A 23,999-nucleotide genomic window follows, 5' to 3' on the forward strand; every position below is an offset into this window, starting at 1 on the left:
GCCGGTCACGACGGGTCGTAGGTGAACGGCAGGGCGTTGCTGTTTCCGGCCGGGGTGTGGGCCACGACGCTCACCACCCCGGGCGGCCCGCCCGGAGTGGTGGCGACGACCTGGGTGTCCGAGACCGCGAAGAACGAGGCGGGGACGGAGCCGAAGGTCACCGCGTCGGTGTAGGTGAGGTCGCTGCCGACGAGCACCACCGACTCGCCCCCGGTGTCCAGGCCGTTCGGCGGGTTGAGGCTGGTGAGGACCGGGGCGCCGAGATACGTGTAGTGCGGGTTCCCGGTCCCCGTCGAGCTGGTGCCGCCGGGCGTGGTGACGGTGACCTGGATGGCGCCGGTCCCGGCCGGGGCGGTGACGGTCAGCTGGCTGTCGGAGATCACGTTGATGGCGGTGGCCGGGGTTCCCCCGAAGTCGACGGCGGTGGTGAGGGTCAGACCGCTGCCGAAGACGGTGACGGTGTTGCCGCCGGTGGCCGGGCCGAGGTGGGTGGACAGATCGGTGACGACCGGCGCGGTGATGTAGAAGTACGGCAGCGCGTTGCTGGTACCGCCCGGCGTGGTGACGCTGACGTTGACCACGGACGGCGGCCCGGCGGGCGCGGTGACGGTGATCTGGGTGGCGGTGTTGGTGAGGATGGCCGCCGCGTTGATCCCGAACATGACGGAGGTCGCGCCGGTGAGGTTGGTGCCGTTCAGGGTGACGGTGTTGCCGCCGGAGGTGGGCCCCGAGGTCGGGCTGAGGCTGGTGAGGGTGGGTGCGGGGGTGGCGGCGTAGGTGTAGCCGAGGGCGTTGCTGGTGCCGCCGGGGGTGGTGACGGTGACGCCCACGCTGCCGGTGCCCGGTGGGGCGGTGACGGTGATCTGGGTGGGGGTGTTGGTGAGGATCGCGGCGGGGCTGGGCCCGAACATGACCGTGGTCGCGCCGGTGAGGTTGGCGCCGTTCAGGGTGACGGTGTTGCCGCCGGAGGTGGGTCCCGAGGTCGGGCTGAGGCTGGTGAGGACGGGGGCCGCGACGGTGGTGTAGGTGAAGAACACGTTCTGGGTGCTGGTCCCCGACGGCCCGGTGACCGTGACCTTGACCGTGCCGGTCCCCGCGGGCGTCCTGGCCGTGATCTGCGTGCTGTTCACGACGACCATGTTCGTGGCCAGGTTGGGGCCGAACCTGACCGCGGTGGCGCCGGTGAAGCCGGAGCCGGTGATGGTGACGGGGGTTCCTCCCGCCGGTGCGCCTTGGGCGGGGCTGACGCTGGTCACGATGGGGGCCATGAGGGTGTTCTCCTATCCGTACCTCGACGGCCGCGCCCTGGCCGGAGGTGGTCGGCCAGGGCGCGGGGGACGAACGTGCGTGACGCTGTCGGTGCGCGGTCGTCTCCGGCCGTCAGGTGACGGTGAAGGCCTGGTCGTTGGAGTCCCCGCCGCAGGTGTGGACCGTGATGGTCCCGGCGCCGGTGGCGAGCCCGCCGGGCACGATGGCCACGAGCTGGTCGTCGCCGATGGGGGTGAAGACCGCGGTGGCGGTGTCATCGGCGCTGTCGGTGAAGGTGACGGTGTCGACGCCGATGAAGGACGTTCCGTTGACGACGATGCTGTCGCCCGCCGTACCCGACGTGGGCGCCACGGAGGTGATGGCCGGGGCGAGGTAGTAGTCGACCATGGTGGTGCCCGAGGTGCTGGTGCCCCCCGCGGTGGTGATGGTCACCGCCTGGGTCGACACGTCGGCGACCTGCCCCGGGTTGGCCGGTGCGGTGAAGGTGACCTGGTTGGTCTGGGTGGGGGTGACCGCGACGTTGCCGACGCTGCCCACCGCGACCTGCGTCCCGGTCAGGAAGTTGGTGCCGAACAGTGTCGCCGCGCCACCGGTGGCGGCGGGCAGACAGGTGACGCTCATCCCGGTGGTGGTCGGGTTGGCGATGACGAAGAACGGCAGTGCGTTGCTGGTGGCGCCGGTGTTGCTGGACACGCTGACGGCGACCTGGCCGGAGCACGGCGCCGTGTTGGGCACGACGAAGGTGACCTGGGTGGCGGTGACGCCGGTCGGGGTGACCGCTGTGGAGCCGAAGTTCACGCGGGTGGTGGTGGCCATCGCGGTGCCGTTGATCTGGACGGTGTCCCCGGGTTTGCCTTGGTTGGTGGTGGTCGTCGTGTCCACCAGCGAAGTGATGGTTGCCATGATCTTTCTCCTTCGATGTGCCGCCTCGCCGGGGGCGCGGAGAGCAGCCCGATGGCTGACGTGCTCCGCTGCCGCGGAGGACGTCCCGGTGGGCGGGAAGGCGCGGTGAAAGACCCGTGGCCTCGGGGCCGGCTCCTGGGGGCGGGTCTTCGGGGTGAAGCGACTCGGCGCCGTCAACGCGGGGCGCCGTCAATCTCGCTGCTTCCGATTTAACCCATCGGGTGACGGAGCCGGAAGGTGGAACTGGAGCGACCGGGAATTCATGTGTAAGTAGGGTTAAATCCTGTTAGCGGCTTTTATGTGCCGTCGTACGCCCCTCGCGGACGCCAGAAGAGAAGCGGGCGGGTGGGCGGCCTCGGCCGTCCACCCGCCCGCCGTAGCAGCGTCGCGGTCTCGCGCGGTGTCCTACGCCGCGGCCTCCTCGGGCCGCGCCCCCTCCTGCTCGGCCTCCACCTGCTGGTTCCACTCCCGCTTCGAGGCCTGCCAGCCGTCCTCGTTGTGGCCGCGCCGCCAGTAGCCGGAGATGGACAGCCACTCGCGCGGCACCTCGCGCTCCACCCGCAGATAGCGGCGGATCTCCTTCACGAAGCCCGCCTCGCCGTGCACGAACGCGTGGATCTGACCGGCCGGGAAGTCCAGCCCGCGGACGGCCGCCACCAGCGCCTCGCCGACCGGCGCGCTGCCCCGGTGCAGCCACACCACCTTGACCCCCTCGGGCACGGCCAGTTTGTGCTCCTCCTCCGGGCCCTCGACCTCGATGAAGGCGTGCACCGGAGCGCCGCCCGCGCCCTGCGGCCGGTGGGCCAGCCGCTCCAGCGCGGCGGCGATCGCGGGCAGCGCGCTCTCGTCACCGGCGAGCAGATGCCAGCCGGCGTCCTCGTGCGGGGCGTAGGCGCCGCCGGGCCCCTGGAGGTAGATCTCCTCGCCCGGTCGCACCCGCGCCGCCCACGGCCCGGCCAGGCCCTCGTCGCCGTGGACCACGAAGTCGAGGGTCAGCTCGCGGGCCGCCGGGTCCCAGGCCCGCACCGTGTACGTACGGGTGACCGGCCACTGCTCGCGCGGCAGCTCCTCGCGGATCCGCTCCAGGTCCAGCGGCTGCGGATACGTGGCGCCCGCGGCGGGGAACAGCAGCTTGACGTAGTGGTCGGTCCATTCGCCGGCGCTGAATTCGGCGAGGCCGTCGCCACCGAGCACCACCCGCACCATGTGCGGGGTCAGCCGGTCGGTGCGCACCACCTGTGCCCGGTGCGGCCGCGGACGTTTACGGGCCGGACGTTCCGCCATGGCGGCCTCCTTGATCGACAATGGTTAGGTAAAGCTAACCTAACACCTTATCCCTCAAGGGTGGAGAGCACTCGCCTCAAGGATCCCCCTAGTCCCCAGCGCTCCGCGAGCGCGTCCACCGCACGCGGGTCGCGCGGCGCCCGCGGTACGGCGGCGTCGAACGGGGGCAGCGGGACGTCCGAGGCGACGCGGACCACCTTAGGGGCGACCGCGAGATACGGCCGCGCCTCGTCCAGCCGCTTGCGCTGGGTGGGGGTCAGTTTGGAGCCGGGGTCGTCGACCGCGGCCATGATCCCGGCCAGATCGCCATGGGCGGCCAGCAGCTTGGCGGCGGTCTTCTCGCCGACCCCGGGCACCCCCGGCAGCCCGTCGCTCGGGTCGCCGCGCAGCAGCGCCAGGTCCGCGTACCCGCCGCCGTCCACTCCGTACTTCTCGCGCAGCAGGGCCTCGTCCACTAGCTGCAGCGTGCCGACGCCCTTGACCGGGTAGAGCACCCGCGCCCGGCGCTCGTCGCTGACCAGCTGGAAGAGGTCGCGGTCGCCGGTGACGATGTCGACCGGTCCGGCCGCGCGCCCGGCGAGCGTGCCGATCACGTCGTCCGCCTCGTAGCCCGCCGAGCCCACCCGGGCGATACCGATCGCGTCCAGTACCGCGTCGATCACCGGGACCTGCGGGGAGAGGGTGTCCGGAACCTCCTCCTGGTCGACGCCTGCCCCCTCCGGGGCCTCCTCGGCGACCCGGTGCGCCTTGTACGTGGGGATCAGTTCGACGCGCCAGGCGGGTCGCCAGTCGAAGTCCATACAGGCCACCAGATCGTCCGGGTGGTGGTCCTGGACGAGCCGGGCGATGAAGTCGAGCAGCCCCCGTACGGCGTTCACCGGAGTGCCGTCCGGAGCCCTGACCGAATCAGGCACCCCGAAGTAGGCGCGGAAGTACAGAGAGGCGGTGTCAAGAAGCATCAAACGTCGGGTCACATCTCGATGATGCCGCACTCCACTGACACTGCCGGACTGGGAATGTGAGCTGGATCACCGTATGGTTTACGCCATAAGGAGCGGGGCAGGCGCGCAGCCGGAGCGAAGCACTTGCGCAGTCAACTATTGCGTAGGGCATGCGGTCCGGTGCCGTGCTGTTCCACGACCTGCCGGCGGGGGTGGCGGGTCGTTTTTTGGTGCGATCTGAGAGGTATATGTGTCCAAACTGCGAGCTGAAGGCCTCTACAAGGTCTTCGGCAGAAGACCCGATGAGGCGGTAGCCGACCTCGAGGGCGGTGCGGACCGCGAGAAATTGCGAGCGGAGGGCACGACGGCCGCGGTCGTCGACGCCTCCTTCGCGGTCGAGGCGGGCCAGACCTTCGTCGTCATGGGTCTGTCCGGGTCCGGGAAGTCCACGTTGCTGCGCATGCTGAACGGGCTGCTGGAGCCGACCGCCGGACGCGTCCTCTTCGACGACGACGACCTCACCGCGCTCACCCCCCGCGAACTGCGCCAGGTGCGCTCCCACAAGATCAGCATGGTCTTCCAGCACTTCGCCCTCTTCCCGCACCGCAACGTGCTGGAGAACGCCGGGTACGGCCTGGAGGTCCAGGGCATACCGGCCGAGGAGCGCGAGAAGCGCGCCACCGAGGCCCTGGAGATGGTCGGCCTGGCCGGCTGGGAGAAGTCCTGGCCCGACGAGCTGTCCGGCGGTATGCAGCAGCGCGTGGGCCTCGCCCGCGCCCTGGCCACCGACGCCGACGTGCTGCTGATGGACGAGTCCTTCAGCGCGCTCGACCCGCTGATCCGCCGCGATATGCAGGACCAGCTGGTCCAGCTGCAGAAGCGGCTCAAGAAGACCATCGTCTTCATCACCCACGACCTCAACGAGGCCATGCGCCTCGGCGACCGCATCGCCGTCATGCGCGACGGCCGGATCGTCCAGATCGGCACCGCCGAGGACATCCTGGTCACCCCGGCCAACGACTACGTCGCCTCGTTCACCCAGGACGTCGACCGGTCCCGGGTGCTCACCGCCGGGGCGATCATGTCCGACCCGGCTGAGGTGCTGGGCACCACCACCGACGACGGTACGACGCTCCGTACCGAGCAGGACGTGCTGGACGCCGCCCCCGCCACCGTCCCCACCAACACCCCGATCGCCGAGCTGTTCACCCCCTGCTCGCGCAGCGGCACCGCGGTCGCGGTGACCAACGGTGACGGCACTCTCGTCGGCGTCGTCGGCCGGGGGCGGCTGCTCGCCGTCCTCGGCGACGGGGACACCGGGGGTGACGGCGCGACGCCGCCGTCCCCGGGCACCCCGGACGCCCCCGAGTCCGCGAAGAAGGTGATCACCGGTGCCTAGGCTCGAACTCGGCGACTGGATCAATTCCGGCGTCAACTGGCTCCGTGACAACCTGAGCTGGCTCTTCGACTTCATCTCCTCCGTCGTGCAGGGCATGTACGACGGAGTGAACTCGGTGCTCAGCGCGCCCGAGCCGCTGCTGCTCGCGGGCATCCTCGCGGTGCTCGCCTGGTGGCTGCGCGGGCTCCTGCCCGCCGTCCTCGCCTTCCTCGGCTTCGCGCTCATCGATTCGATCGAGCTGTGGGGCGAGGCGATGAACACCCTCGCACTGGTGCTGGTCGCCGGTGTGATCACCATCGTGTTCGCGGTGCCGCTCGGCATCTGGGCGTCCCGTAACCGCGGCGTGAGCGCGGCGATCCGCCCGGTGCTGGACTTCATGCAGACGATGCCCGCCTTCGTCTACCTGATCCCCGGCATCTTCTTCTTCGGCCTCGGGGTCGTCCCCGGTGTCGTCGCGACCGTCATCTTCTCGATGCCCCCGGGCGTCCGCATGACGGAGCTGGGCATCCGCCAGGTCGACGCCGAGCTGGTCGAGGCGGCCGACGCCTTCGGTACCCATCCGCGCCGCACCCTGATGCGCGTCCAGCTGCCGCTGGCCCTGCCCACCATCATGGCGGGCATCAACCAGGTGATCATGCTGGCGCTGTCCATGGTGGTCATCGCCGGTATGGTCGGCGCCGAGGGCCTGGGATCCACGGTCTTCCAGGCGATCAGCTCCGTCGACGTGGCCATGGGCTTCGAAGGCGGTATCGCGGTCGTCATCCTGGCCATGTACCTGGACCGGATGACCAGCGCGCTCAATCAGCGCGTCTCCCCGCTCGCCCGCCGCGCGCTGGCCAAGGAGCGGGCCAAGGCGCTCAGCGGTTCGCGGGTGCTCCACTGGCGGCCCGCGACCTCGGTCGCCATGGTCGGCGTGGTCGTCCTGGCCCTGGTCGCCGGTGGCATGAAGATGTTCGCCAGCGACGACACCGGCCCCACGGTCTCCGCCAATGTCGGCAAGGGCCAGTCGGTCAACCTCGGCTACATCAACTGGGACGAGGGCGTCGCCTCCACCTTCCTGTGGAAGGAGCTGCTGGAGCAGCGCGGCTTCAAGCCCAAGGTGCAGTCGTACGACGTCGGCGCCCTGTGGACCGGTATGGCCGCGGGCAACATCGACCTGCAGACCGACGCCTGGCTGCCCGCCACCCACGCCACGTACTGGGCGAAGTACAAGGACAAGCTGGAAAACCTCGGCTCCTGGTACGACAAGACCTCGCTGGAGGTCGCGGTCCCGTCGTACGTCAAGGGCGTGAAGTCCCTCGACGACCTCAAGACCAAGTCCGGCACCTTCAAGAAGAAGATCATCGGCATCGAGCCCGGCGCCGGTGAGATGAAGCTGATGCAGGACAAGGTCATGCCGGGCTACGGCCTGGACAAGGACTATCAGCTGGTCAAGGGCTCCACCGCGGCGATGCTGTCCCAGCTGGACCGCTCGTACGCGAAGAAGGAGCCGATCGCGGTCACCCTGTGGTCCCCGCACTGGGCGTACAACAAGTACAAGCTCACCAAGCTGAAGGACCCCAAGGGCGCCTTCGGCAAGGGCGACCACATCGACACGATCGCGCGCAAGGGCTTCGCGAAGAAGAACCCGCAGATCGCGAAGTGGATGAAGGACTTCAAGCTGAGCGAGAAGCAGCTCACCAGCCTGGAGGCGGCCATCCAGGACGCCGGTAAGGGCAAGGAGCAGCAGGGCGTGCGCGCCTGGCTGAAGGACAACCCCGGCATCGCGAACAAGCTCGCCCCGGTGCCCGGCGGCGCCGACCAGAAGGGCAAGGACGCGGGCGCCGCGCCGAAGATCGGCTACTTCCCGTGGGACGAGGACATCGCCACCACGTACCTGTGGAAGAACGTCCTGGAGAAGCGCGGCTACAAGCCGTCGATCAAGCAGTACGACGTCGGGTCCATGTTCACCGGGATGAGCACCGGGCAGATCGACGTCGAGTTCGACGGGTGGCTACCGGTCGCGCAGAAGCAGTACTGGGACAGATACAAGAAGAACCTGGTCGATGTCGGAGCGTGGTACGACAAGACCTCGCTTGAGATCGCCGTCCCGTCGTACGTCAAGGACGTGAAGTCCCTGGCCGACCTCAAGGGGAAGTCCGACCTCTTCGGGGGCAAGATCGTCGGCATCGAACCGGGCACCGGCGAGATGAAGATCCTCAAGAGCAAGGTGCTGAAGCAGTACGGCCTGGACAAGGAGTACAAGGTCACCGACGGCTCCTCCCCGGCGATGCTGGCGGAGCTGGAGCGCTCGTACGCCAAGAAGGAGCCGGTGGCCGTCGTCCTGTGGACCCCGCACTGGGCGTACAGCAAGTACAAGCTCACCAAGCTCGCGGACCCGGACAAGGCCTTCGGGGCCAACAACCAGCTCCACACCCTCGCCAATAAGTCCTTCCCGAAGAAGTTCCCCGAGTTCAACGGGTGGCTGAAGAAGTGGCACATGACCGAGAAGGAGCTGGCCACGCTGGAGCAGGCCGTGCAGGACGCGGGCAAGGGCAACGAGGAGGAGGGCGTCCAGAAGTGGATCGACGCCAACCCCGGCATCGTCGACAAGATGGCGCCGGTCACCCCCTGATCCCCGTTCCCTCCTTGCGGTAACGCCATCCGCCGCCGCGGACCGGAGCCCCTTTCGCTCCGGTCCGCGGCGGCGGCCGTATGTCCGCCCCGCGCGCGTACGGTGGGGCGATGAGGTCTTCCGCCGCCGTACGCAGCGTGGTGTCCCTGGTGCCCTCGCTCACCGAGTCCGTCGCCGCCACCGCGCCCGGCCTGCTGACCGGGGTGACCGACTGGTGCAGCCATCCGCCCGGGCTGCGCGCGGAGCGCGTCGGCGGCACCAAGAACCCGGACACCGCCCGGATCGCGGCCCTCGCCCCGGACCTCGTCCTCGCCAACGAGGAGGAGAACCGCGCCCCCGACCTCGCCGCGCTGCGCGCCGCCGGGCTCGAGGTGATGGTGACCGAGGTACGGACGCTGGAGCAGGCGTTCGCCGAGCTGGACCGGGTCTTGGTGCGCGGCTGCGGGCTGCCCCGGCCCGGCTGGCTGGACGAGGCCGAGGCCGCCTGGGCGGACGTACGGGCGGGCCGGGCGGCCGGGGCGGAGCGGCGGGCGGTGGTGCCGGTGTGGCGGCGGCCGTGGATGGTGCTGGGCCGGGACACCTTCGCCGGGGATCTGCTGTCCCGGCTGGGCGTACGGCACCTGTACGCGGACCACCCCGAGCGCTACCCGCGCATCCCCATCGACGAGCTGACGGGGCGCGGGGCGGAGCTGGTGGTGCTGCCGGACGAGCCGTACCGCTTCACGGCCGACGACGGTCCCGAGGCGTTCCCCGGGCTGCCCGCCGCGCTCGTCAGCGGCCGCCATCTGACCTGGTACGGCCCCTCGCTGGCGGAGGCGCCCGCAGTCCTCGGGGCGGCGCTGGCGGGGGCGCGGTGAGGATGGGGCTCAGGGCGTGAGCAGCGTGCCGCGCGCCAGGCCGAGCGCCGTGCGCGCCGCGACCAGCGCCCACGCCGCCACCAGGGCGCCGTACAGCACCACCGCCAGCCAGCCGAACGCGTGCAGACCGGTGTGCCGGGACAGCGCCGCCGCCCCCGTGACACACGTGCCCACGGGGAAGGTGAACCCCCACCAGGTCATCGCGAACGGCATCCCGCGCCGTGCCGCCCGCACCACCAGTGCTCCCGCCGACGCCAGCCACAGCAGCGCGAACCCCATCACCGGCACCCCGTACACCACCGAGGCGAACCGGGCGGCGGCCTCCGGCACCCCCGCCGTGTACGCCACGGCGTCGGCCATCCCGCCCGCGGCCGTCGTGGACTGCCCGAGCGGGCCCAGCACCAGGAACAGCGCGGGCGTCAGCGCCGCCGGGAGCGGACCGTGGCGGACCAGCCGCTCGAAGATCAGCGGCAGCATCAGGAACGTCCCCAGCAGGCTCGCCCCCGCCAGCGCCACGCATCCCAGCAGCAGCGCCTCCCGCCCCTGCCCGGGCGGCAGATGCGGCACCAGCGCCGGACCGGTCGCCGCCGACACCATCGGCGCCACGACCGGCAGCAGCCACACCGGGGACGCGTCCCCGGGGCCGATCCGGTGCCGTACGACCATCAGCGCCGGGATCCCGGCCGCCATCAGCAGCGCGGTGAGCGTTCCGGCCGTCCACAGGACCGCGTCCACGGCCACCGCCGCCCGTACGCCGATCACCTCCGCGCCCACGGACAGCGTCGCCGCGCCGACCGCCGACAGCGCCATGGGCAGGCAGCCGTGGAAGGGCGCGACCGCCGGGTCGAGGAGATCGGCGCGCGCCCGGTCGCGATGGAGCGCCCAGTGCGCCGCGCGGGCGGCCAGTACGGCGACGAGCAGCAGTGCCGACAGCACCCACACCGCCCGGCAGACCCCGCGCAGCCCCGGGATGTGCACCGGCAGCCCGGCGCCCGCGGTGGCCACGATCGCGGTGCCCATCACCGTGGCGTACCAGTTGGGGCCGAGGTGGCGTACGGACGGCCGGGGGCGGCGAGCGCGTATGACGGCGGCAGCAGGAAGGGGCGGGGCGGGCGCGGCGGTGACCATGGACGCAGCCTCGCCCGCCGCCGCGTCACCCACCAGGCCCCTTCGTTCTATGAGGGCATAAGCTGACTTTATGAGCGAGCGGAAGAGCCTTACGGCCGGTGACGACGGCCCGGTGCCGTCCCCGCTCGCCCACCGCGTCCCCGACCTCGGCGCGCTGGAGCTGCTGCTCGCCGTCGCCCGGCTCGGCAGCCTCGGCCGGGCAGCCCGGGAGCTGGGCATCACCCAGCCCGCCGCGAGCAGCCGGATCCGGGCGATGGAACGGCGGCTGGGCGTCGCGCTCGTGGACCGCTCGCCGCGCGGCTCCCGGCTCACCGCGCCCGGGGCGCTCGTCACGGACTGGGCGCGGCGCGTGGTGGAGGCGGCCGAGGCGTTCGACGCGGGCGTCCACGCGCTGCGCGACCGCCGCGACTCCCGGCTGCGGGTCGCCGCCAGCATGACGATCGCCGAGTATCTGCTGCCCGGCTGGCTGATCGCGCTGCGCGCCCTGCGCCCCGACACCGCCGTCTCGCTCCTGGCCGGGAACACGGCGGCGGTCGCCGGGCGGCTGCTGGACGGCGAGGCGGACATCGGTTTCGTCGAGGGCCTGGACACCCCGAGCGGGCTGGACGGCGCGGTCATCGGCCATGACCGCCTCACGGTGGTCACCGCCCCCGGCCACCCCTGGGCCCGCCGCCGCACCCCACCGGCCGCCGCCGAACTCGCCGCCACCCCGCTCATCCTCCGGGAGCGCGGCTCCGGCACCCGGCAGGTGCTGGACGCCGCCCTCGCGGCCCACGGCGGCCTGGCCGCGCCGCTGCTGGAGCTGGCCTCCACGACCGCCGTCAAGGCGGCGGTGGTGAGCGGCGCGGGCCCCGCGGTGCTCAGCCGCCTGGCCGTCCGCGAGGAAGTGGCGGCCCGCCGCCTGGTGGAGATCGCGGTCCCCGACATCCCCCTGCGCCGAGATCTGCGCGCCGTCTGGCCGTCCGGCCCCCACCCCACCGGCCCGGCCCGCGACCTGCTCGGCCTGACCCGGCCCTCACCGTCCGACTCGGCCTGACCCGGCCCGCACCGTCCGAGCCGGGCCGCCGTGCTTGAGCGTGCTCAGCTGTGCTGCTCGCAGCATCCGTCGCGCCGCAGCTGCCGCCCCACCTCCAGCCAGTGGTCCGCCGACCGCCCGTGCGCCGCCATCGCACCGGCGGGCGCCGGGAACGCCTCGACGAGCCGCCGCTGTTCGTACGGCACGCCGCCCCGCAGCACCGAGACCGTCCGTACCATCGCGTCGAAGTCGGTGAAGGGATCGCCGTCCACGACCGTCAGGTCCGCCAGCTTGCCGACCTCCAGGGTGCCCAGGTCCCGTTCGGCGCCGAACGCCCGCGCCGGGAGGACCGTCACCGTACGCAGCGCCTCCGCGGGCGACAGCCCGTACCGGTGCAGCGCCCGCAGCGTCACATGCAGATGGAGCCCCACCGGCACCAGCGGCTGGTCCGTCCCCAGGGCGACCACCCCGCCACCGGCCAGGATCCGCCGGTATATGCCGATCTCGGTGCGCAGGGTCGCCAGCTGGGCGCCGGTCGGCGGCGTCCCGGCGAGCTGCCGCACCAGCGCGGTGTCCCACGGCGGCATCAGCCGGGTGACCCGCTCGTCCTCGGCGAGCGCCGGGTCCGCGCCGACCAGCGGCTGTGCGGTGAACGGGGTGGCCACCAGCCGGAAGTCGCAGGCCGTGTAGATCTCCTCCAGGTCCTGGAACGCCCGTCCGGTCGCCGTCGTCGCATGCCCGTACTCCAGCCGCTGGGTGGCCTGGAGATGGGTCGTCAGATCCTGACCGAGCTGAATGCCGGGCGTGCACAGATGGCTGCCGGAGCGCACCCCGAGCTTTTCGTGGGCGAAGCGGGCGGCCTCCGCCATGATCCAGCCGGGCGCGCGGACGTACGTCTTGACGAAGTCCCAGTCGAGCGCCTCGGCGCGGTCCAGCGAGCGCCGCAGCCCGTCCCGGGTGCGGTGCGCCCGGCCCATGCTGTACGCCACCCGCGGCCCGTCCAGCAGCTCGCCGGTGGCCAGCAGCCGAGGCCCGGCCAGCGCGCCCGCCGCGACGGCCTCCCGCAGCCGCGCCTGCTCGTACGCGAAGCCACCGAACGAGACGGCGGTGGTGATGCCGTACGCGAGCTGCAGCGCGGTCTGGCGGCCGCCGTACGACGATTGCCAGGGGTGGGTGTGGGCGTCCCACAGCCCGGGGACGACGGTACGGGCCGAGGCGTCGATACGGCGCTTCGCGGGCCGCCCGCCACGGTGCGCCTCGACGGCGGCGATCCGGCCGCCGCGCACCACGATGTCGACGTCCTCGCGGACCGTGCCCCCGCCGCCCGTGCCGTCCCAGAACCTCCCGGCGTGCACCACGGTGTCGGCCGGGCGCGGCCGCCGGTGGTCGAGCGGGACCCGTACTGTACGGGCGTCGCCGCTCGCGACGTCCAGCAGCCGCAGCTTGCCCGCCGACAGATACAGGACGCTGCCCGAGTCCGCCGACCAGGACGGATGGTCGGCCGCCTCGTCGGTCACCCGGCGCGGGGCGCCGTCCGGGCTGCCGTCCGGCCGGACCGGCAGCAGCCACAGCGCGGACTCGACGATGACCGCCATATGACGGCCGTCCGGGGACCACACCGGGCCGGAGTCGTAGCGGTCGGTGAGGGAGGTGTGCTCCGCGACGGCGTGCAGTGTCGCGGCGCCGCTCGTCGTATCGACGACCCGGATGAGGTTGTAGCCCTCGCGGAATCTCTGGTTCAGCCGGTTGCGGTCGCACAGCGCGACGTACCGGCCGTCCGGCGACCAGCTCGGCCGCCCGGGCAGCCCGCCCGCCCCGAGCGGCGCGGCCAGCACCCGTTCCGTACCGGCGCCGAGGTCCCGTACGACGAGGTTTCCCGACATGTCGATACAGGCGAGCCGTTCGCCGTCGGGGGAGAGCGCGGGGTGCACCCGGCCGCCCGACGCGAGCACCGTCTCCTTCCCGGAGGCGAGGTCCCGGCGGCGCACGGCGAGCAGCCCGTCGCGGTCGTCGGCGTACACCAGGGCACGCCCGTCGCGCGTCCAGGAGGGGGCGAGCAGATACCGGGTGGCGTCCGCCCGTACGACCCGGCGCGGGGCGCGGCCGCCCGAGGTGTCCGCGATCCAGAGGGAGTTGAGCGCGGCGAAGGCCACCTTGCGGCCGTCGGGCGACAGCGCGGGCAGATGCAGTCCGCGCACCGGACGCGCCGCGCCGCCCTCGAAGTCGTACCGCTTGACGGTGTACCGGGGGCGGTCGACCGGCAGGGTGGCGGCGAACGGGATCTCCTCGCCTTTCGCCGGGGTGTCCTGCGCCTGGGCACCCTTCGCCGGGGCGTCCTGCGCCGGGGCGTCCGGGCGCACCAGCCGGAAGTGCCCGTCCACCGTCAGCAGCAGCTCCTCGCGCTCCTCGCGCGAGACCCACCGAGGCGGCACCGGCTGCACATCGCCCTCGACCGCGACCTTCGCGCCGTCCACGACCAGCGTGCAGGACGCCTCCGGCGCGGGCGTGGTGCGCAGATAGGCGAGCCTGCCGCCCGCCGACACGGACGGCGTCATCACCTGGGCGCCGATGGTCGCGTCGGCGCGCTCGACGGTCACCGGACCGGTGCCGTCCGCCCGTACGGAGGCCACCGTACGGGCGTCCAGCGCGGTCCCGGCGAGCGCACCGCGCACGAACAGCACGCGCGCGCCGTCCGGGGACCAGGTCGGGTCGAAGTCCTCCCAGGCGCCGCCCTGGAGCGGCCCGTCCTGGCCCGGCAGCCCGGTCAGCCGGGTCAGCTCGCCGCTGGCCACGTCCAGCACCCACACCCGGTACGGGCTGCCCGCCACCGGGTCGCCGCCGCGCTCGGAGGCGAAGGCGATCCGGGTGCCGTCGGGCGACCAGGCCGGACCACGGTCGTCCCACGGGCCGTCGGTGCGCTGCCGCAGACCGGAGCCGTCGGGGCGCAGCGTCCAGATGTGGAAGCCGCCGCCCCGGTACGCGCATACGGCCAGCAGCTTCCCGTCGGGGGAGTGGACCGGACGGGTCGGCTCCAGATCGGGCGGGGTGAGCGCGACGGCGTCGCCGCCCTCACGGGGGACGGACCACAGCACGTTCTGGACCTCGGCGATCAGCCGGTCGCCGGTGGGGGAGAGGGACGCGGCGCCGTTGGTGGCGGCGGTGAAGGAGAGCGAGACCCGCCGCGCCTCCGTCTGCGCCCGGGCCGCAGCCTCGGCCACCGCCTCGGCGGGCAGCGCGGCCGTGGCGGCGACGGCGGTGCCCACGGCGGCGGCGGCTTGCAGCAGGCGCCGCCGGGAGAGTTCGGACGGAGGCTGATTCTCCGGGGCCGCGTCAGATGCTTCGAATGTAACCAACAGTCCTCCTGGGGCGGGGAGTTGCACGGTTCAGGAGTTGCGAGTGGTACGGAAAGCGCCTGATCGTTACACACGGCCCGCGTCCCGCAACACCCCGTCAGCACACCTGTGCATGCCCTTGGCATGGCGGCCCGGCGGGGGAAGAGTGGGTTTCGCCTCATCCCATCGGCCCAGGAGACGGATACGCATGCGAGCTGGCGGCATCACCCACCGCACGGACCACCTGACCGCCCCGGACGGCGCGCGTGTCGCGACGTACACGTGGCAGCCGGAGGCGGGCCCCGTGCGCGCGGTCGTCCAGATCGCCCACGGCGCGGCCGAACACGCCCGGCGGTACGACCGCTTCGCCCGCTTCCTGGGCGGGCACGGCTACGCGGTCGTCGCCTCGGACCACCGCGGCCACGGGGCGACGGCGGAGTCCACCGGCGGCCTCGGGGTGGTCGCTACCGCTGGCGCTTCTGCTGGCGCTTCTGTTGGCGCTTCCGCTGGTGATGAGGGCGATGCCTGGCGGGCCATCGTCGCGGACCTGCGCGCCATCGGCGCCCGCGCCCGCGCCGACCACCCCGGAGCGCCACTGGTGCTGCTCGGCCACAGCATGGGCTCCATGCTGGCCCGCGACTGCGCCCAGGAGTACGGCGGGGAACTGGCCGGGCTGATCCTCTCCGGCACCTTCCGCTCGCTCCCGGGGGCGGAGATCGAGGGCGCGTTGGCGGCCATCGAGCAGGAGATCGCGGAACGCGGCCCCACCGCGCTGTCCACCTTCGTCCCCACGCTCTTCGCCTCGTTCAACGACCCGTACGAGTTCGGCACGGGCTTCGAATGGCTCTCCCGGGACCAGGCCGAGGTCGCCGCCTACGCGGCCGACGACCACTGCGGCTTCCCCTTCAGCACCGGCCTCTCCCTGGCCTGGCTGCGCGCCGTCCGCAAGATCAATGACCCGCGCCACCAGGCCCGCATCCCGGCCGAGCTGCCGGTCCACCTGGCGGTGGGCACCGAGGACCCCTGCAACCAGCGGATGACCCTGGTCTACGAACTCCTCGAAGACTTCCGCTACGGCGGCACCCGGAACCTGAGCTGGAAGGGCTACCAGGGCGCCCGGCACGAGATCCTCAACGAGACCAACCGCGACGAGGTCCAGCAGGACCTCCTGGAGTGGCTGGAGAAGCACATCCCCTGAGCATGAGGACGGTCCTGACGGCGACGGTGGTGGGTGCCGTGCCACCCACCACCGCTGCGAATCCGCTCGCGCAACGCCTGCCCGAACTGCCGAGACCCTGCCTGCCGCCACCGGAATCGACCAGGACGGCACCGTGCTGGTCGAGGCGGACGACGGCAACAGCCGGGTGCCTATCGCCGCCGAGGGACGACGGCGATGCAGCCTCGTCTGCCCGCCCCCGAAGCCGCCTCCCCGCACGACCCGGCGCCCGCAACCTCCTCGACTACAAAACGCGACACTCGCGAACACTCCGTAATCGCCGGGCTGCCCCGGAGTCCTGCCCAGGGGTGGAGGCGAGCACCCCCTGAGGTGCGGTATTGTTCTTCATGCGCGCCCGGCAAGGGAGAAACCCCGAGCCGGACAAGCACCGGGACGTGGCGCAGTTTGGTAGCGCACTTGACTGGGGGTCAAGGGGTCGCAGGTTCAAATCCTGTCGTCCCGACCAGCGTTTTCGCAGGTCGGAGGTCGTTTCCTCGAAGTGAGGAAGCGACCTTTCTGACGTTTTGTCGGCTTGTGGTCGCAAGGTGGTCGCATGCGCCCGAGCGTTTCGGGGCCGGGCTTTTGCAACTCGTGGCTTCTGCGGGCCGCCTGATGATGGTCACCTGGTTGTGTCGTTTCGGGATGTGGTCGCAGTGTGGTCGCGGGGCCGGTATGGGCCGTGGGGGAGTGGTCGGCCGGGCGGCCTGGGTGAGGGTCTTGTCGATGGCGTCAACGGCTTCGCGTGCTGCTTGCGCGGTGAGGTGGCTGTAGATGTTCGCGGTGGTGGACAGTGTCGAGTGGCGCAGGGTTTTCGAGACCACGGTCAGCGGGACGCCGGCGTTGATCGAGATGGTGGCCGCGAGGTGGCGGAGGTCGTGAAGTGTGGTGCGGGGGACGCGGGCTTCTCGGCACAGTAGATGGAAGCGGTTGAGTGCGTATTGCGGGTGGAGTGGCCTGCCGTCGGGGCGGTGGAAGACGAAATCGCCCCGGAGCCCTTGCATCGTCGAGGCGCACTTCTCCCGGGCACGGTGGCGGAGGGCGATGGCGACGCGGTCGGAGATGGCGACCCAGTTCTTGCTGCCTCGGGTCTTGGGTGTGGTCAGCGCGAGCTGGTTGTTGTCGACGGCGGAGAGCGTGCGGCGTATATAGAGGACGCGCTCATCGAGGTGGACGTCCTCCCATCGCAGTCCGAGAGCTTCTCCCTTGCGGATGCCGGTGCCGATCAGCAGCTCGACCAGGTCGGCCATGAGCGGGTCGACTGTATGGCTGTACTGGAGGAAGGTGAGGGCTTCCTGGACGGTCCAGGTGTGGCGTTCGGCTGCTGCGGGGCGGGGGATGATCGTGGGCCGGGCGGGGTTGCGGTCGAGGCGGTGGTGTTTGACGGCCTCACCGAGGGCGCTGGAGAGGGTGGCCAGGATCCGGTGAACGGTGACCGGCCCGCGGCCGTGGGCGAACTGGTTCCGGACGAAGGCGGCGATGTGTGCGTAGCCGAGGTCGTCAAGCTTGATGTGTCCGAGGGCGGGGATGAGGTCGGCCTGGACATAGGCGCGGTAGCGGGCCATGGTGGTCGGCTTCAGCGTCATGGCCTTGGCCTGGAGCCAGGCGGTCAGGTAGTCGCCCACCGTTTGGTTCGGATCGGCGAAGAACCCGTTGCCGTCGCTGGCGACCAGCCGCTCCAGGGCGTCCGAGGCATCGTGCTGGGTGGGGAAGCCGCCGCGGCGAACGGTGCGACGGCGATGGGCGGGGGAGGGAAGGTCGACGGCAAAGGTCCAGGTGCCGTGATCAGACTCGCCGGGGAGCCGTGGGCAGCGTGAGCCGAGCTGCTTGTCCTGCTGGTCCCGGCAGCCGCACCGGCGGTAGACGCGCCCGCGAGCGGTGGCGGAGCGCATGGTGATCGCTTCCAAAACTTGCACATTGAACCGCTACGTCCATTGTCGCGCACGGCCTGGGTAATCCTGCGACCACATGCGACCACAATGGCATCTGTAGTCCTCCTGACCTGCGGCGATCCCTTGGTGGGGCGACAAGTGCGGTAGCGCGGCACTTGGCGTGTGCGCGGACGACCAACACGAAATAGTGTGCCAAGCATGCCATCGAGGGGGGCTGAGTGAGGCTGACGGCTTCCTCGGGCGGATTCCGGAAGCTGCCGGAATCGCTCGCTGCCCGTATGGTCGGGCGCATTCACGCATGTGACACTCTGGCCGCATGATGTGGAACGGTGATGAGTACCAGTCGCGGTTCGACCGCATCGCCGCCGGTGGAGGGGATGTCCACGGTGAGGCGGCGCTGGTCCGTTCCTTCCGGCCCACCACGGTCCTCGATGTGGGTTGCGGTACCGGCCGGGTGGCCATCGAGCTGGCCCGTCACGGGATCGACGTGGCGGGTGTGGACACCGATGAGTCGATGCTCGCCACCGCTCGGCAGCTGGCCCCGGAGATCCGCTGGTACCTGCGGGATCTGATCAACCTTGACCTGGGGTTGTCATTCGATGTCGTGGTGCTGGCGGGCAACGTCCCTCTGTTCACCCCACCGGGGACGGAACCGGCCCTGGTGGCTGGGGCGGCGGCCCACGTGCGTCCGGCCGGGCGTCTCGTCGCGGGTTTCGCCCTGGACCGCGGTTACACCCTGGACGACTACGACGCGCACTGCCGTGCGGTGGGACTCACCATTGAAGCCCGGTACGCGACGTGGGCTCGCGACCCTTACAGCGACGGGAAGTATGCCGTTTCCGTGCATAGCAAGCCCTGATGTCCTGTGCGCTCGGAAACTCGTCGTTCCTGGCCAGGCGGCGTATCGGTACTAGTGCCGCATCAATCAACGTTCGCCCTGTAGTGCCGCGCTATTTTGAAGGACGTGGCCCCAAAGGGGGAGAAAGCCACGCCAACTCCGAAGGCCGGACGCTCCATTGCTACCGAAACGGTCATGAGGTCAGCGGTTGCCGTCCGTGGAGCCAGCGGAGGTGGGGCCGAGGACTGTGGGACTGGCGATGGTGTGCGTGGTGAGGTTTTCGCCGTCCTGGGTCGCTTAGCGGGCTCCCGCAGGGGCGCGGAGCTGTTCGGCCAGCCGCTCGAGTTCGGCCGCCGTGGCAGGCGAGGGGTCGTTGAGTCCGCTGTGCACGGCCGTCGGGCTCTTCAGGAAGCGCCGAAGCACGGCCACAAGGAGCCCTTGCGGCAGAGCCCGCAACGCGGCGAACGCGCGGGGTACCGGCGGCGTCTCCATCGCGGCGAGGTTTTGCCGCATGAGGTGGAGCATGCCGCGTACCGCGTCCGGGGCGTCGGCCAGCGCTACCGGGCCGCCCGCCGCGTGTACCGCCTGGCCGAGCGGGACCTCGAACGCGGCGTGCGTCCTGAGCCAGGCATCCATCTGCGGCTCGGCCTTGGCGTTGATCCCGGCAGTACGGAACGTCTCCACGATCCGTACCAGTCGCGGGGTGGTACGGCCGTCGGGCTCGCCGATCGGCATCGCGACCCGGCGGGTGATGAAATTGGTCTTGGGGTAGCGGACCACGTCGCCGTCCATCGTGCCGCCAGTCGCGGGGAAGCCGAGCAGCACCCGCTCGTGGGTGATCACCGCACCCAGCGTCTCCGGGCCGGCTGCCCAGTTGAGCAGGAACAGCACGTCACCTTGGACACCAGCGAGTGATTCCAGCACTGCATCCACCTGGTGGGTGCGGACGAAGACGGTGATCAGGTCGTACCCGCCGTCCGGGTGCTCTATCACCGGTACCGGCACCCGCCTGACCGGGCCGTCCTCCTCGGCGAGCTGCACTCCCTGCCGGCGCAGGGCGGTCAGGCGCTCGCCCCGGGCGAGGAGCGAGACGTCGTGGCCGGCCTCATGCATGCGGGCGGCGAACAGGCTGCCGCAAACCCCGGCGCCGTACACGAGCAGCTTCATGACAGCCCTCTTTCACACGGTAGCTTGATTCGTACGTTCGTTTCATTCAAACATATGTATAGTCCCTCGTGTGGCGACCCCAGACACCCGCACCCAGATCCTCGACGCGGCCGAGCACCTCTTCGCCGAGCACGGATACCGCGGCACCTCAGTCCGCGCGATCACCAAACTCGCCGGAGCGAACCTGGCCGCCGTCGGCTACCACTTCGGCTCGAAGGCAGAGCTGATGGCGGCAGTCGCCCGCCGCGTGGTCGAGCCCATCACCGCTGCCCAGTGCGCCGGGCTCGACAAAATGCTCGCCCGGACCCCCGACCCATCGGTCAGCGAACTGGTGGAGGCATTCGCGGGGCCGCTGTTCGACGAGATACCGGCCGGCGGCGAGGGCGGCGCCCGGACGTCCCGGCTGATCGTGACGATCCTCAGTGACCCGGCCGAGGAGGCACGCAGTTGGACCGGCCCGGCCGAGGACTCGGTCCGCGAGCGCTACTTTGCAGCCTTCGCGCGCGTACTGCCCGGCCTTTCCCCGGAGGAGCTGTGGTTCCGGATTCGGGGGATCTTTGCCGTGACGGCCGTCGACCGCCTCCAGGTCCACCAGCAGCCCTCCCCTGGCTGCGTGTCCCCGGTAGCGGGCGAGGCGGCCCGGCGATGGGCGATCACGTTCCTGACGGCAGCGATGAGTGCGCCACCGATCCGGCCCTGACGACCAAGACAGAGGCTGGCGGCGCGGGTCAGGCGGCATTCGTCCTGTGGACGAGGGCAGTGAGGCGCTTGTCGGCGGCGTTCTTGTTCCGCCAGATGATGTATCGGCGGATCATACTGCCCTGGGCCTTGTGGGTCCGGTGGTCGGTGCCGTCGAGGGCGAAGGGCGGTGAACTGGGCCTCGATCCTGTTCAGCCAGGAGCTGTTGGTCGGGGTGTAGACGATCTCGGCGTTATTGGCAGCCGCCCACGCGCCGACCCGCTGGCAGCGCTTGGTCGTCAAGTGCGGCGAGTAGTTGTCACAGACGATCGCGATGCGTACGTCCGCCGGGTGCAGCGAGCGCAGGTAGCGGCAGAATTCCAGGAACTTGCTACGGTTCTTGGTCTTCTTGATGTGGCCGTAGAGCTGGTTTTTGCCCAGGTCGTAGGCTGCGAAAAGGTGGCGCACGCCGTGCGGGCGGGTGTAGGTGGCCCGGCGGCGCGGTCGAGGTTCGCGGCCGGGGTCCTTGCCCTTGCCGCCGGGTTCAGTCCACTGGCGTCCGGGATGGGGCTGGAGGTTGTGCGGCGAGGTGGACGTCGTCCCAGTGCAGGCCGAGGGCTTGGCCTTTGCGGAGGCCGGTGCCGATGAGGAATTCGATCAGGTCGGCGAAGTCCGGATCGTTGGCGTGGTAGTGACGCAGGAAGCGGATCGCCTGGGCCGGTCCAGATGGTGCGCTCGCCGGAGGCCGGGCGGGGGATGACGGTGGGCCGGACGACGTTGGTGGGGAGTCGGTGCTGGCGGACGGCGTCGCCGATGGCGCTGGAGAGGGTGGCGAGGATGTGCCACACGGTGGGGCGTCCGCGGCCGGCGGCGAGCTGGGCCTTGTACGTAGTGGTGGATGTGTTCGTAGGCGAGCTCGTCCAGGCGGATCGGGCCGAGGGCCGGGATCAGGTCGTGGTGGATGTAGTCGCGGTAGCGGACCCATGTGGTGGCCTTGAGCCGCAGCCGTTTGGCCGCGAGCCACTGGACCAGGTAGTCGGAGACGGTCTGGTTCGGATCGGCACTGACGCCGATCCAGCGTCCGGCACGGTAGCGATGCAGGGCGGTGCGGGCGTCGTTCTCGGGCGGGGCCGCGTGGCCGAGGCTCCACATGGCGCCGCGGAAGGGGCGGGTGGTCGATCAGTATGACGCTCGCGCCACGGGCGGCCACCAGTGGCCGCGGTGGCCGCTCCGGTGATGCCGCTGCCGACGATGCTGGTGTCGGTGCTGGAGAGCAGGGACACTGTCGGCGTTCTTCCGTCGGGGTGCTGGGGCGGGGCGGTGGTCAGGATTGGGCGCGGGCGTCCAGGCGGCGCAGTTCGGTCTCGTCGACGGTGAAGCCGAGGCCCGGGCCTTCGGGGACGGCGATGTGGCCGTCGACGACTTCGACCTGCTGGTCGGTGATCTGCTGGCGGTACTTGAGGGGGCCCATCAGGTAGGAGGGGTAGGCGAGGTGGGGGAGGGCGGCGGCCAGGTGCAGGCCCATGGCGGTGGCGATGCCCATCTCGATGACGCTTCCGACCATCAGGCCCATGCCGCTCGCGTGGGCTATCTGTGCGGCCTGGAGGGCGGCGGTGGGGCCGCCGAGCTTGGAGTGGCCGAGGTTGAGGACGGTGGCGGAGCCTTCGCGTATGACCGCGGTGGCGTCGGCGACGGTGCGGACGGCCTCGTCGGCGGCGATGTCCACCTGGAGCCTGCCGACCAGGTCGTGCTGGTAGGAGGCCGCGGCCGGGGGGAGCGGCTGTTCCAGCAGACTCAGCCCGATTTCCGACACGCGCGGCAGTGCCCGGACGAGGTCGCTGGGTGTCCACATCGCGTTGATGTCGACGAACAATCCGATGTCCGGGCCGACGGCCTCGCGCACGGCCTGGAGCCGGTCGAGGTCGGCGTCGAGGTCGCCGCGGCCCGCGTACAGCTTCAGCCACCGATAGGTTTCGGCCTGCTCACCCGCGACGTCGGCCATCTTGCCGGAGTCCTCGTCCCAGCCGACCGATCCGTGCACTTCGGTCCGGTCGCGGAAGGCGCCGCCGAGCAGGGTGTGCACCGGCACGCCGAGGGCCCCGCCGACGAGGTCCAGCAGGGCGGTGTCCGCGGCCGTCGTGGTGAAGGGCGCGGACTTCAGGACACGCCCCAGGTCCCGCAGGAGGGGCTGGCGGTGCTCCGGGTCGCGGCCGACGAGGACCGGTGCCACCCGTTCCTCCACGAGTTCGACGATGGACTTCTGGGTCTCGCTGGTGAAGGCCGGGACCGGGCAGGCTTCGCCGTAGCCGACCGGGCCCTCGTCGGTGCGGATGATCACTACGACGTTCGGTGAGGTGGTGCGGTCGGTGGTGCCGAACCGGAACGTCGACTTGAACGACGCGGCGACGGGGATTGCTTCAACGGACTGGATCTTCATGAGCGTACGGATGCTCCTGCACAGTGGGGATCAGATGGTCGTTGCCAGGGCGTCGGGAACGGTGGGTTTCACGGTGTCGTGGACGCCGGACGAGGCACACCCGCCGGGGTACGGATCTGGTGGCCGGCGCGGCCGTGCCCGCACCAGCGGTTGGTCAGTGCCTGCCGGTCGCCTTGGCGTCCGCCGTGGTCACGCCGCCCGTCGCCCAGTGAGTGTCGGGCACTTCGCGCAGCAGGATCCGGACGCGTTCCTCCGGGACGCCCAGGGCACGCGTGGTGGCCGAGGTCAGTTCGCTCACCAGGGCGCGCAGTTGGTCGTCCGTACGTCCGGGGCTGAGTGAGACGTCGATGATGGGCATGTGCGTGTTCCTTCCTTGGAAGTCCCGCGTCGCGGGTGTGGTGATGGGCTCGCGCCCGCATGGCACGCCGGTTCCCGGGTCCGCCGGTCGCCGGTTCAGGAGGCGTGGCGCAGGGAAACCCCGGCGGTCTCCTCCAGCTGCCGGACCGCGAGGAGTTGACCGCCGTCGCCGTAGGTGAGGAGTGCACGGCTGTGGATCTGTTCGACGAGCGCGGACACCTCCAGTGGTACGCCGACGCTGCGGCCGAGGTCGACGGCGAGGCGGAGGTCCTTGAGGACCAGCGCGAGGCGGAAGTACTCCTTGTAGTCGCCGGCGAAGAGGTTCCGGGCCGCGTCGTTCTCCAGGAACGCGCTGCTCGCGCCGCTGTGTGTGAGGGCCTGATGCAGGACGCCGAGGTCGACGCCGGCCTTCGTGCCCAGGGCGAGCACTTCGGCTCCGGCCATCACGTGCAGGAAGAAGCCGAGGTTGAGGCAGAGCTTGACGGTGTAGCCGGTGCCCTGCCCGCCGACATGGATGATCCGCTCCGGGTCACCCATCGCGGACAGTACGTCGAAGGCCCGGTCGTAGTCGTGGCGTTCGCCGCCGACGAAGAACTGGAGAGTGCCGGCCTGAGCACCCGGTACACCGCCGGTGACCGGCGCGTCCAGGGCCGTCCACCCTGCGTCGGGGTGCGC

Annotated in this window: 19 protein-coding genes, 1 tRNA gene and 1 pseudogene; 8 read left to right on the forward strand and 13 right to left on the reverse strand. The window is 71.1% G+C overall.

What is annotated here, in order from left to right:
- Positions 1-5: 5 nt before the first annotated feature.
- From ACWC5C_RS27945 to ACWC5C_RS27960, 4 genes are all read right to left on the reverse strand, one after another.
- Entirely contained in the window at positions 6-1,268 is a 1,263-nt protein-coding gene (locus ACWC5C_RS27945; protein WP_450879683.1) for an IPT/TIG domain-containing protein, read from the reverse strand.
- A gap of 112 nt (positions 1,269-1,380) precedes the next feature.
- A complete protein-coding gene (locus ACWC5C_RS27950) occupies positions 1,381-2,172 on the reverse strand; it encodes an IPT/TIG domain-containing protein (RefSeq protein WP_450879685.1) in 792 nt (263 codons plus the stop codon).
- A gap of 405 nt (positions 2,173-2,577) precedes the next feature.
- Positions 2,578-3,456 carry a siderophore-interacting protein gene (locus ACWC5C_RS27955; protein ID WP_450879687.1) on the reverse strand — a complete coding sequence of 293 codons (879 nt, stop codon included), beginning with the start codon at positions 3,454-3,456 and terminating at the stop codon, positions 2,578-2,580.
- Between the two features lie 47 nt (positions 3,457-3,503).
- On the reverse strand, positions 3,504-4,415 hold the full coding sequence (locus ACWC5C_RS27960; RefSeq protein ID WP_450879735.1) for a 5'-3' exonuclease: 912 nt from the start codon (positions 4,413-4,415) through the stop codon (positions 3,504-3,506).
- Positions 4,416-4,647: 232 nt separating this feature from the next.
- Here ACWC5C_RS27960 and ACWC5C_RS27965 point away from each other — a divergent pair, with 232 nt between their 5' ends.
- The 3 genes from ACWC5C_RS27965 (at position 4,648) to ACWC5C_RS27975 (ending at position 9,267) form a co-directional block, all read left to right on the forward strand.
- Positions 4,648-5,796, forward strand: coding sequence for a quaternary amine ABC transporter ATP-binding protein (locus ACWC5C_RS27965; RefSeq protein ID WP_450879689.1), 1,149 nt, complete (start codon positions 4,648-4,650; stop codon positions 5,794-5,796).
- A complete protein-coding gene (locus ACWC5C_RS27970) occupies positions 5,789-8,410 on the forward strand; it encodes an ABC transporter permease/substrate binding protein (RefSeq protein WP_450879691.1) in 2,622 nt (873 codons plus the stop codon). Before ACWC5C_RS27965 ends, ACWC5C_RS27970 begins: the two co-directional genes overlap by 8 nt.
- A 110-nt stretch (positions 8,411-8,520) precedes the next feature.
- Positions 8,521-9,267 (forward strand): helical backbone metal receptor, encoded by a 747-nt coding sequence (locus tag ACWC5C_RS27975; protein WP_450879693.1) that lies wholly within the window; start codon positions 8,521-8,523, stop codon positions 9,265-9,267.
- Positions 9,268-9,276: 9 nt separating this feature from the next.
- On the opposite strand, the gene ACWC5C_RS27980 is transcribed toward ACWC5C_RS27975, so the two are convergent.
- Positions 9,277-10,395, reverse strand: a complete 1,119-nt coding sequence (locus ACWC5C_RS27980; protein WP_450879737.1) for a TDT family transporter — start codon at positions 10,393-10,395, stop codon at positions 9,277-9,279.
- A 70-nt stretch (positions 10,396-10,465) separates the two neighbouring features.
- Between ACWC5C_RS27980 and ACWC5C_RS27985 the strand changes: the two genes are divergently transcribed.
- On the forward strand, positions 10,466-11,431 hold the full coding sequence (locus tag ACWC5C_RS27985; protein ID WP_450879695.1) for a LysR family transcriptional regulator: 966 nt from the start codon (positions 10,466-10,468) through the stop codon (positions 11,429-11,431).
- Between the two features lie 44 nt (positions 11,432-11,475).
- Here ACWC5C_RS27985 and ACWC5C_RS27990 read toward each other — a convergent pair whose 3' ends face one another.
- Positions 11,476-14,763 (reverse strand): amidohydrolase family protein, encoded by a 3,288-nt coding sequence (locus tag ACWC5C_RS27990; protein WP_450879697.1) that lies wholly within the window; start codon positions 14,761-14,763, stop codon positions 11,476-11,478.
- Between the two features lie 187 nt (positions 14,764-14,950).
- Here ACWC5C_RS27990 and ACWC5C_RS27995 point away from each other — a divergent pair, with 187 nt between their 5' ends.
- Positions 14,951-15,940: an alpha/beta fold hydrolase gene (locus tag ACWC5C_RS27995; protein WP_450879699.1), complete on the forward strand. Its 990-nt coding sequence runs from the start codon at positions 14,951-14,953 to the stop codon at positions 15,938-15,940.
- A gap of 407 nt (positions 15,941-16,347) precedes the next feature.
- Positions 16,348-16,424 (forward strand) — tRNA-Pro (locus ACWC5C_RS28000).
- Here the strand turns inward: ACWC5C_RS28000 and ACWC5C_RS28005 are convergent.
- The gene (locus ACWC5C_RS28005; RefSeq protein WP_450879701.1) at positions 16,387-17,862 is read right to left on the reverse strand and encodes a tyrosine-type recombinase/integrase; all 1,476 of its coding nucleotides are present in this window, start codon (positions 17,860-17,862) and stop codon (positions 16,387-16,389) included. The two genes, ACWC5C_RS28000 and ACWC5C_RS28005, sit on opposite strands and share 38 nt — an antisense overlap.
- A 301-nt stretch (positions 17,863-18,163) precedes the next feature.
- Here ACWC5C_RS28005 and ACWC5C_RS28010 point away from each other — a divergent pair, with 301 nt between their 5' ends.
- Positions 18,164-18,706 carry a class I SAM-dependent methyltransferase gene (locus tag ACWC5C_RS28010; RefSeq protein ID WP_450879703.1) on the forward strand — a complete coding sequence of 181 codons (543 nt, stop codon included), beginning with the start codon at positions 18,164-18,166 and terminating at the stop codon, positions 18,704-18,706.
- A gap of 276 nt (positions 18,707-18,982) precedes the next feature.
- Here the strand turns inward: ACWC5C_RS28010 and ACWC5C_RS28015 are convergent, their stop codons facing one another.
- Positions 18,983-19,852, reverse strand: a complete 870-nt coding sequence (locus ACWC5C_RS28015) for a ketopantoate reductase family protein (RefSeq protein ID WP_450879705.1) — start codon at positions 19,850-19,852, stop codon at positions 18,983-18,985.
- 70 nt (positions 19,853-19,922) lie between these two features.
- On the opposite strand from ACWC5C_RS28015, the gene ACWC5C_RS28020 reads away from it, so the two are divergent.
- Positions 19,923-20,552, forward strand: coding sequence for a TetR/AcrR family transcriptional regulator (locus ACWC5C_RS28020; protein ID WP_450879707.1), 630 nt, complete (start codon positions 19,923-19,925; stop codon positions 20,550-20,552).
- A 28-nt stretch (positions 20,553-20,580) separates the two neighbouring features.
- Here ACWC5C_RS28020 and ACWC5C_RS28025 read toward each other — a convergent pair.
- The 5 genes and pseudogenes from ACWC5C_RS28025 to ACWC5C_RS28045 form a co-directional block, all read right to left on the reverse strand.
- Positions 20,581-21,115 (reverse strand): annotated as a pseudogene (locus ACWC5C_RS28025) (transposase); the annotation flags it as partial.
- A gap of 72 nt (positions 21,116-21,187) precedes the next feature.
- The gene (locus tag ACWC5C_RS28030) at positions 21,188-21,682 is read right to left on the reverse strand and encodes an N-terminal phage integrase SAM-like domain-containing protein (protein ID WP_450879709.1); all 495 of its coding nucleotides are present in this window, start codon (positions 21,680-21,682) and stop codon (positions 21,188-21,190) included.
- Between the two features lie 172 nt (positions 21,683-21,854).
- On the reverse strand, positions 21,855-22,967 hold the full coding sequence (locus tag ACWC5C_RS28035) for a mandelate racemase/muconate lactonizing enzyme family protein (protein ID WP_450879711.1): 1,113 nt from the start codon (positions 22,965-22,967) through the stop codon (positions 21,855-21,857).
- A 154-nt stretch (positions 22,968-23,121) separates the two neighbouring features.
- Positions 23,122-23,391: a tautomerase family protein gene (locus tag ACWC5C_RS28040; RefSeq protein WP_450879713.1), complete on the reverse strand. Its 270-nt coding sequence runs from the start codon at positions 23,389-23,391 to the stop codon at positions 23,122-23,124.
- Between the two features lie 29 nt (positions 23,392-23,420).
- Positions 23,421-23,999 (reverse strand): NAD(P)-dependent oxidoreductase (locus ACWC5C_RS28045; RefSeq protein ID WP_450879715.1); only part of this gene is annotated, 579 nt, incomplete at its 5' end.

The sequence above is a fragment of the Streptomyces sp. NPDC001700 genome, assembly GCF_053596435.1.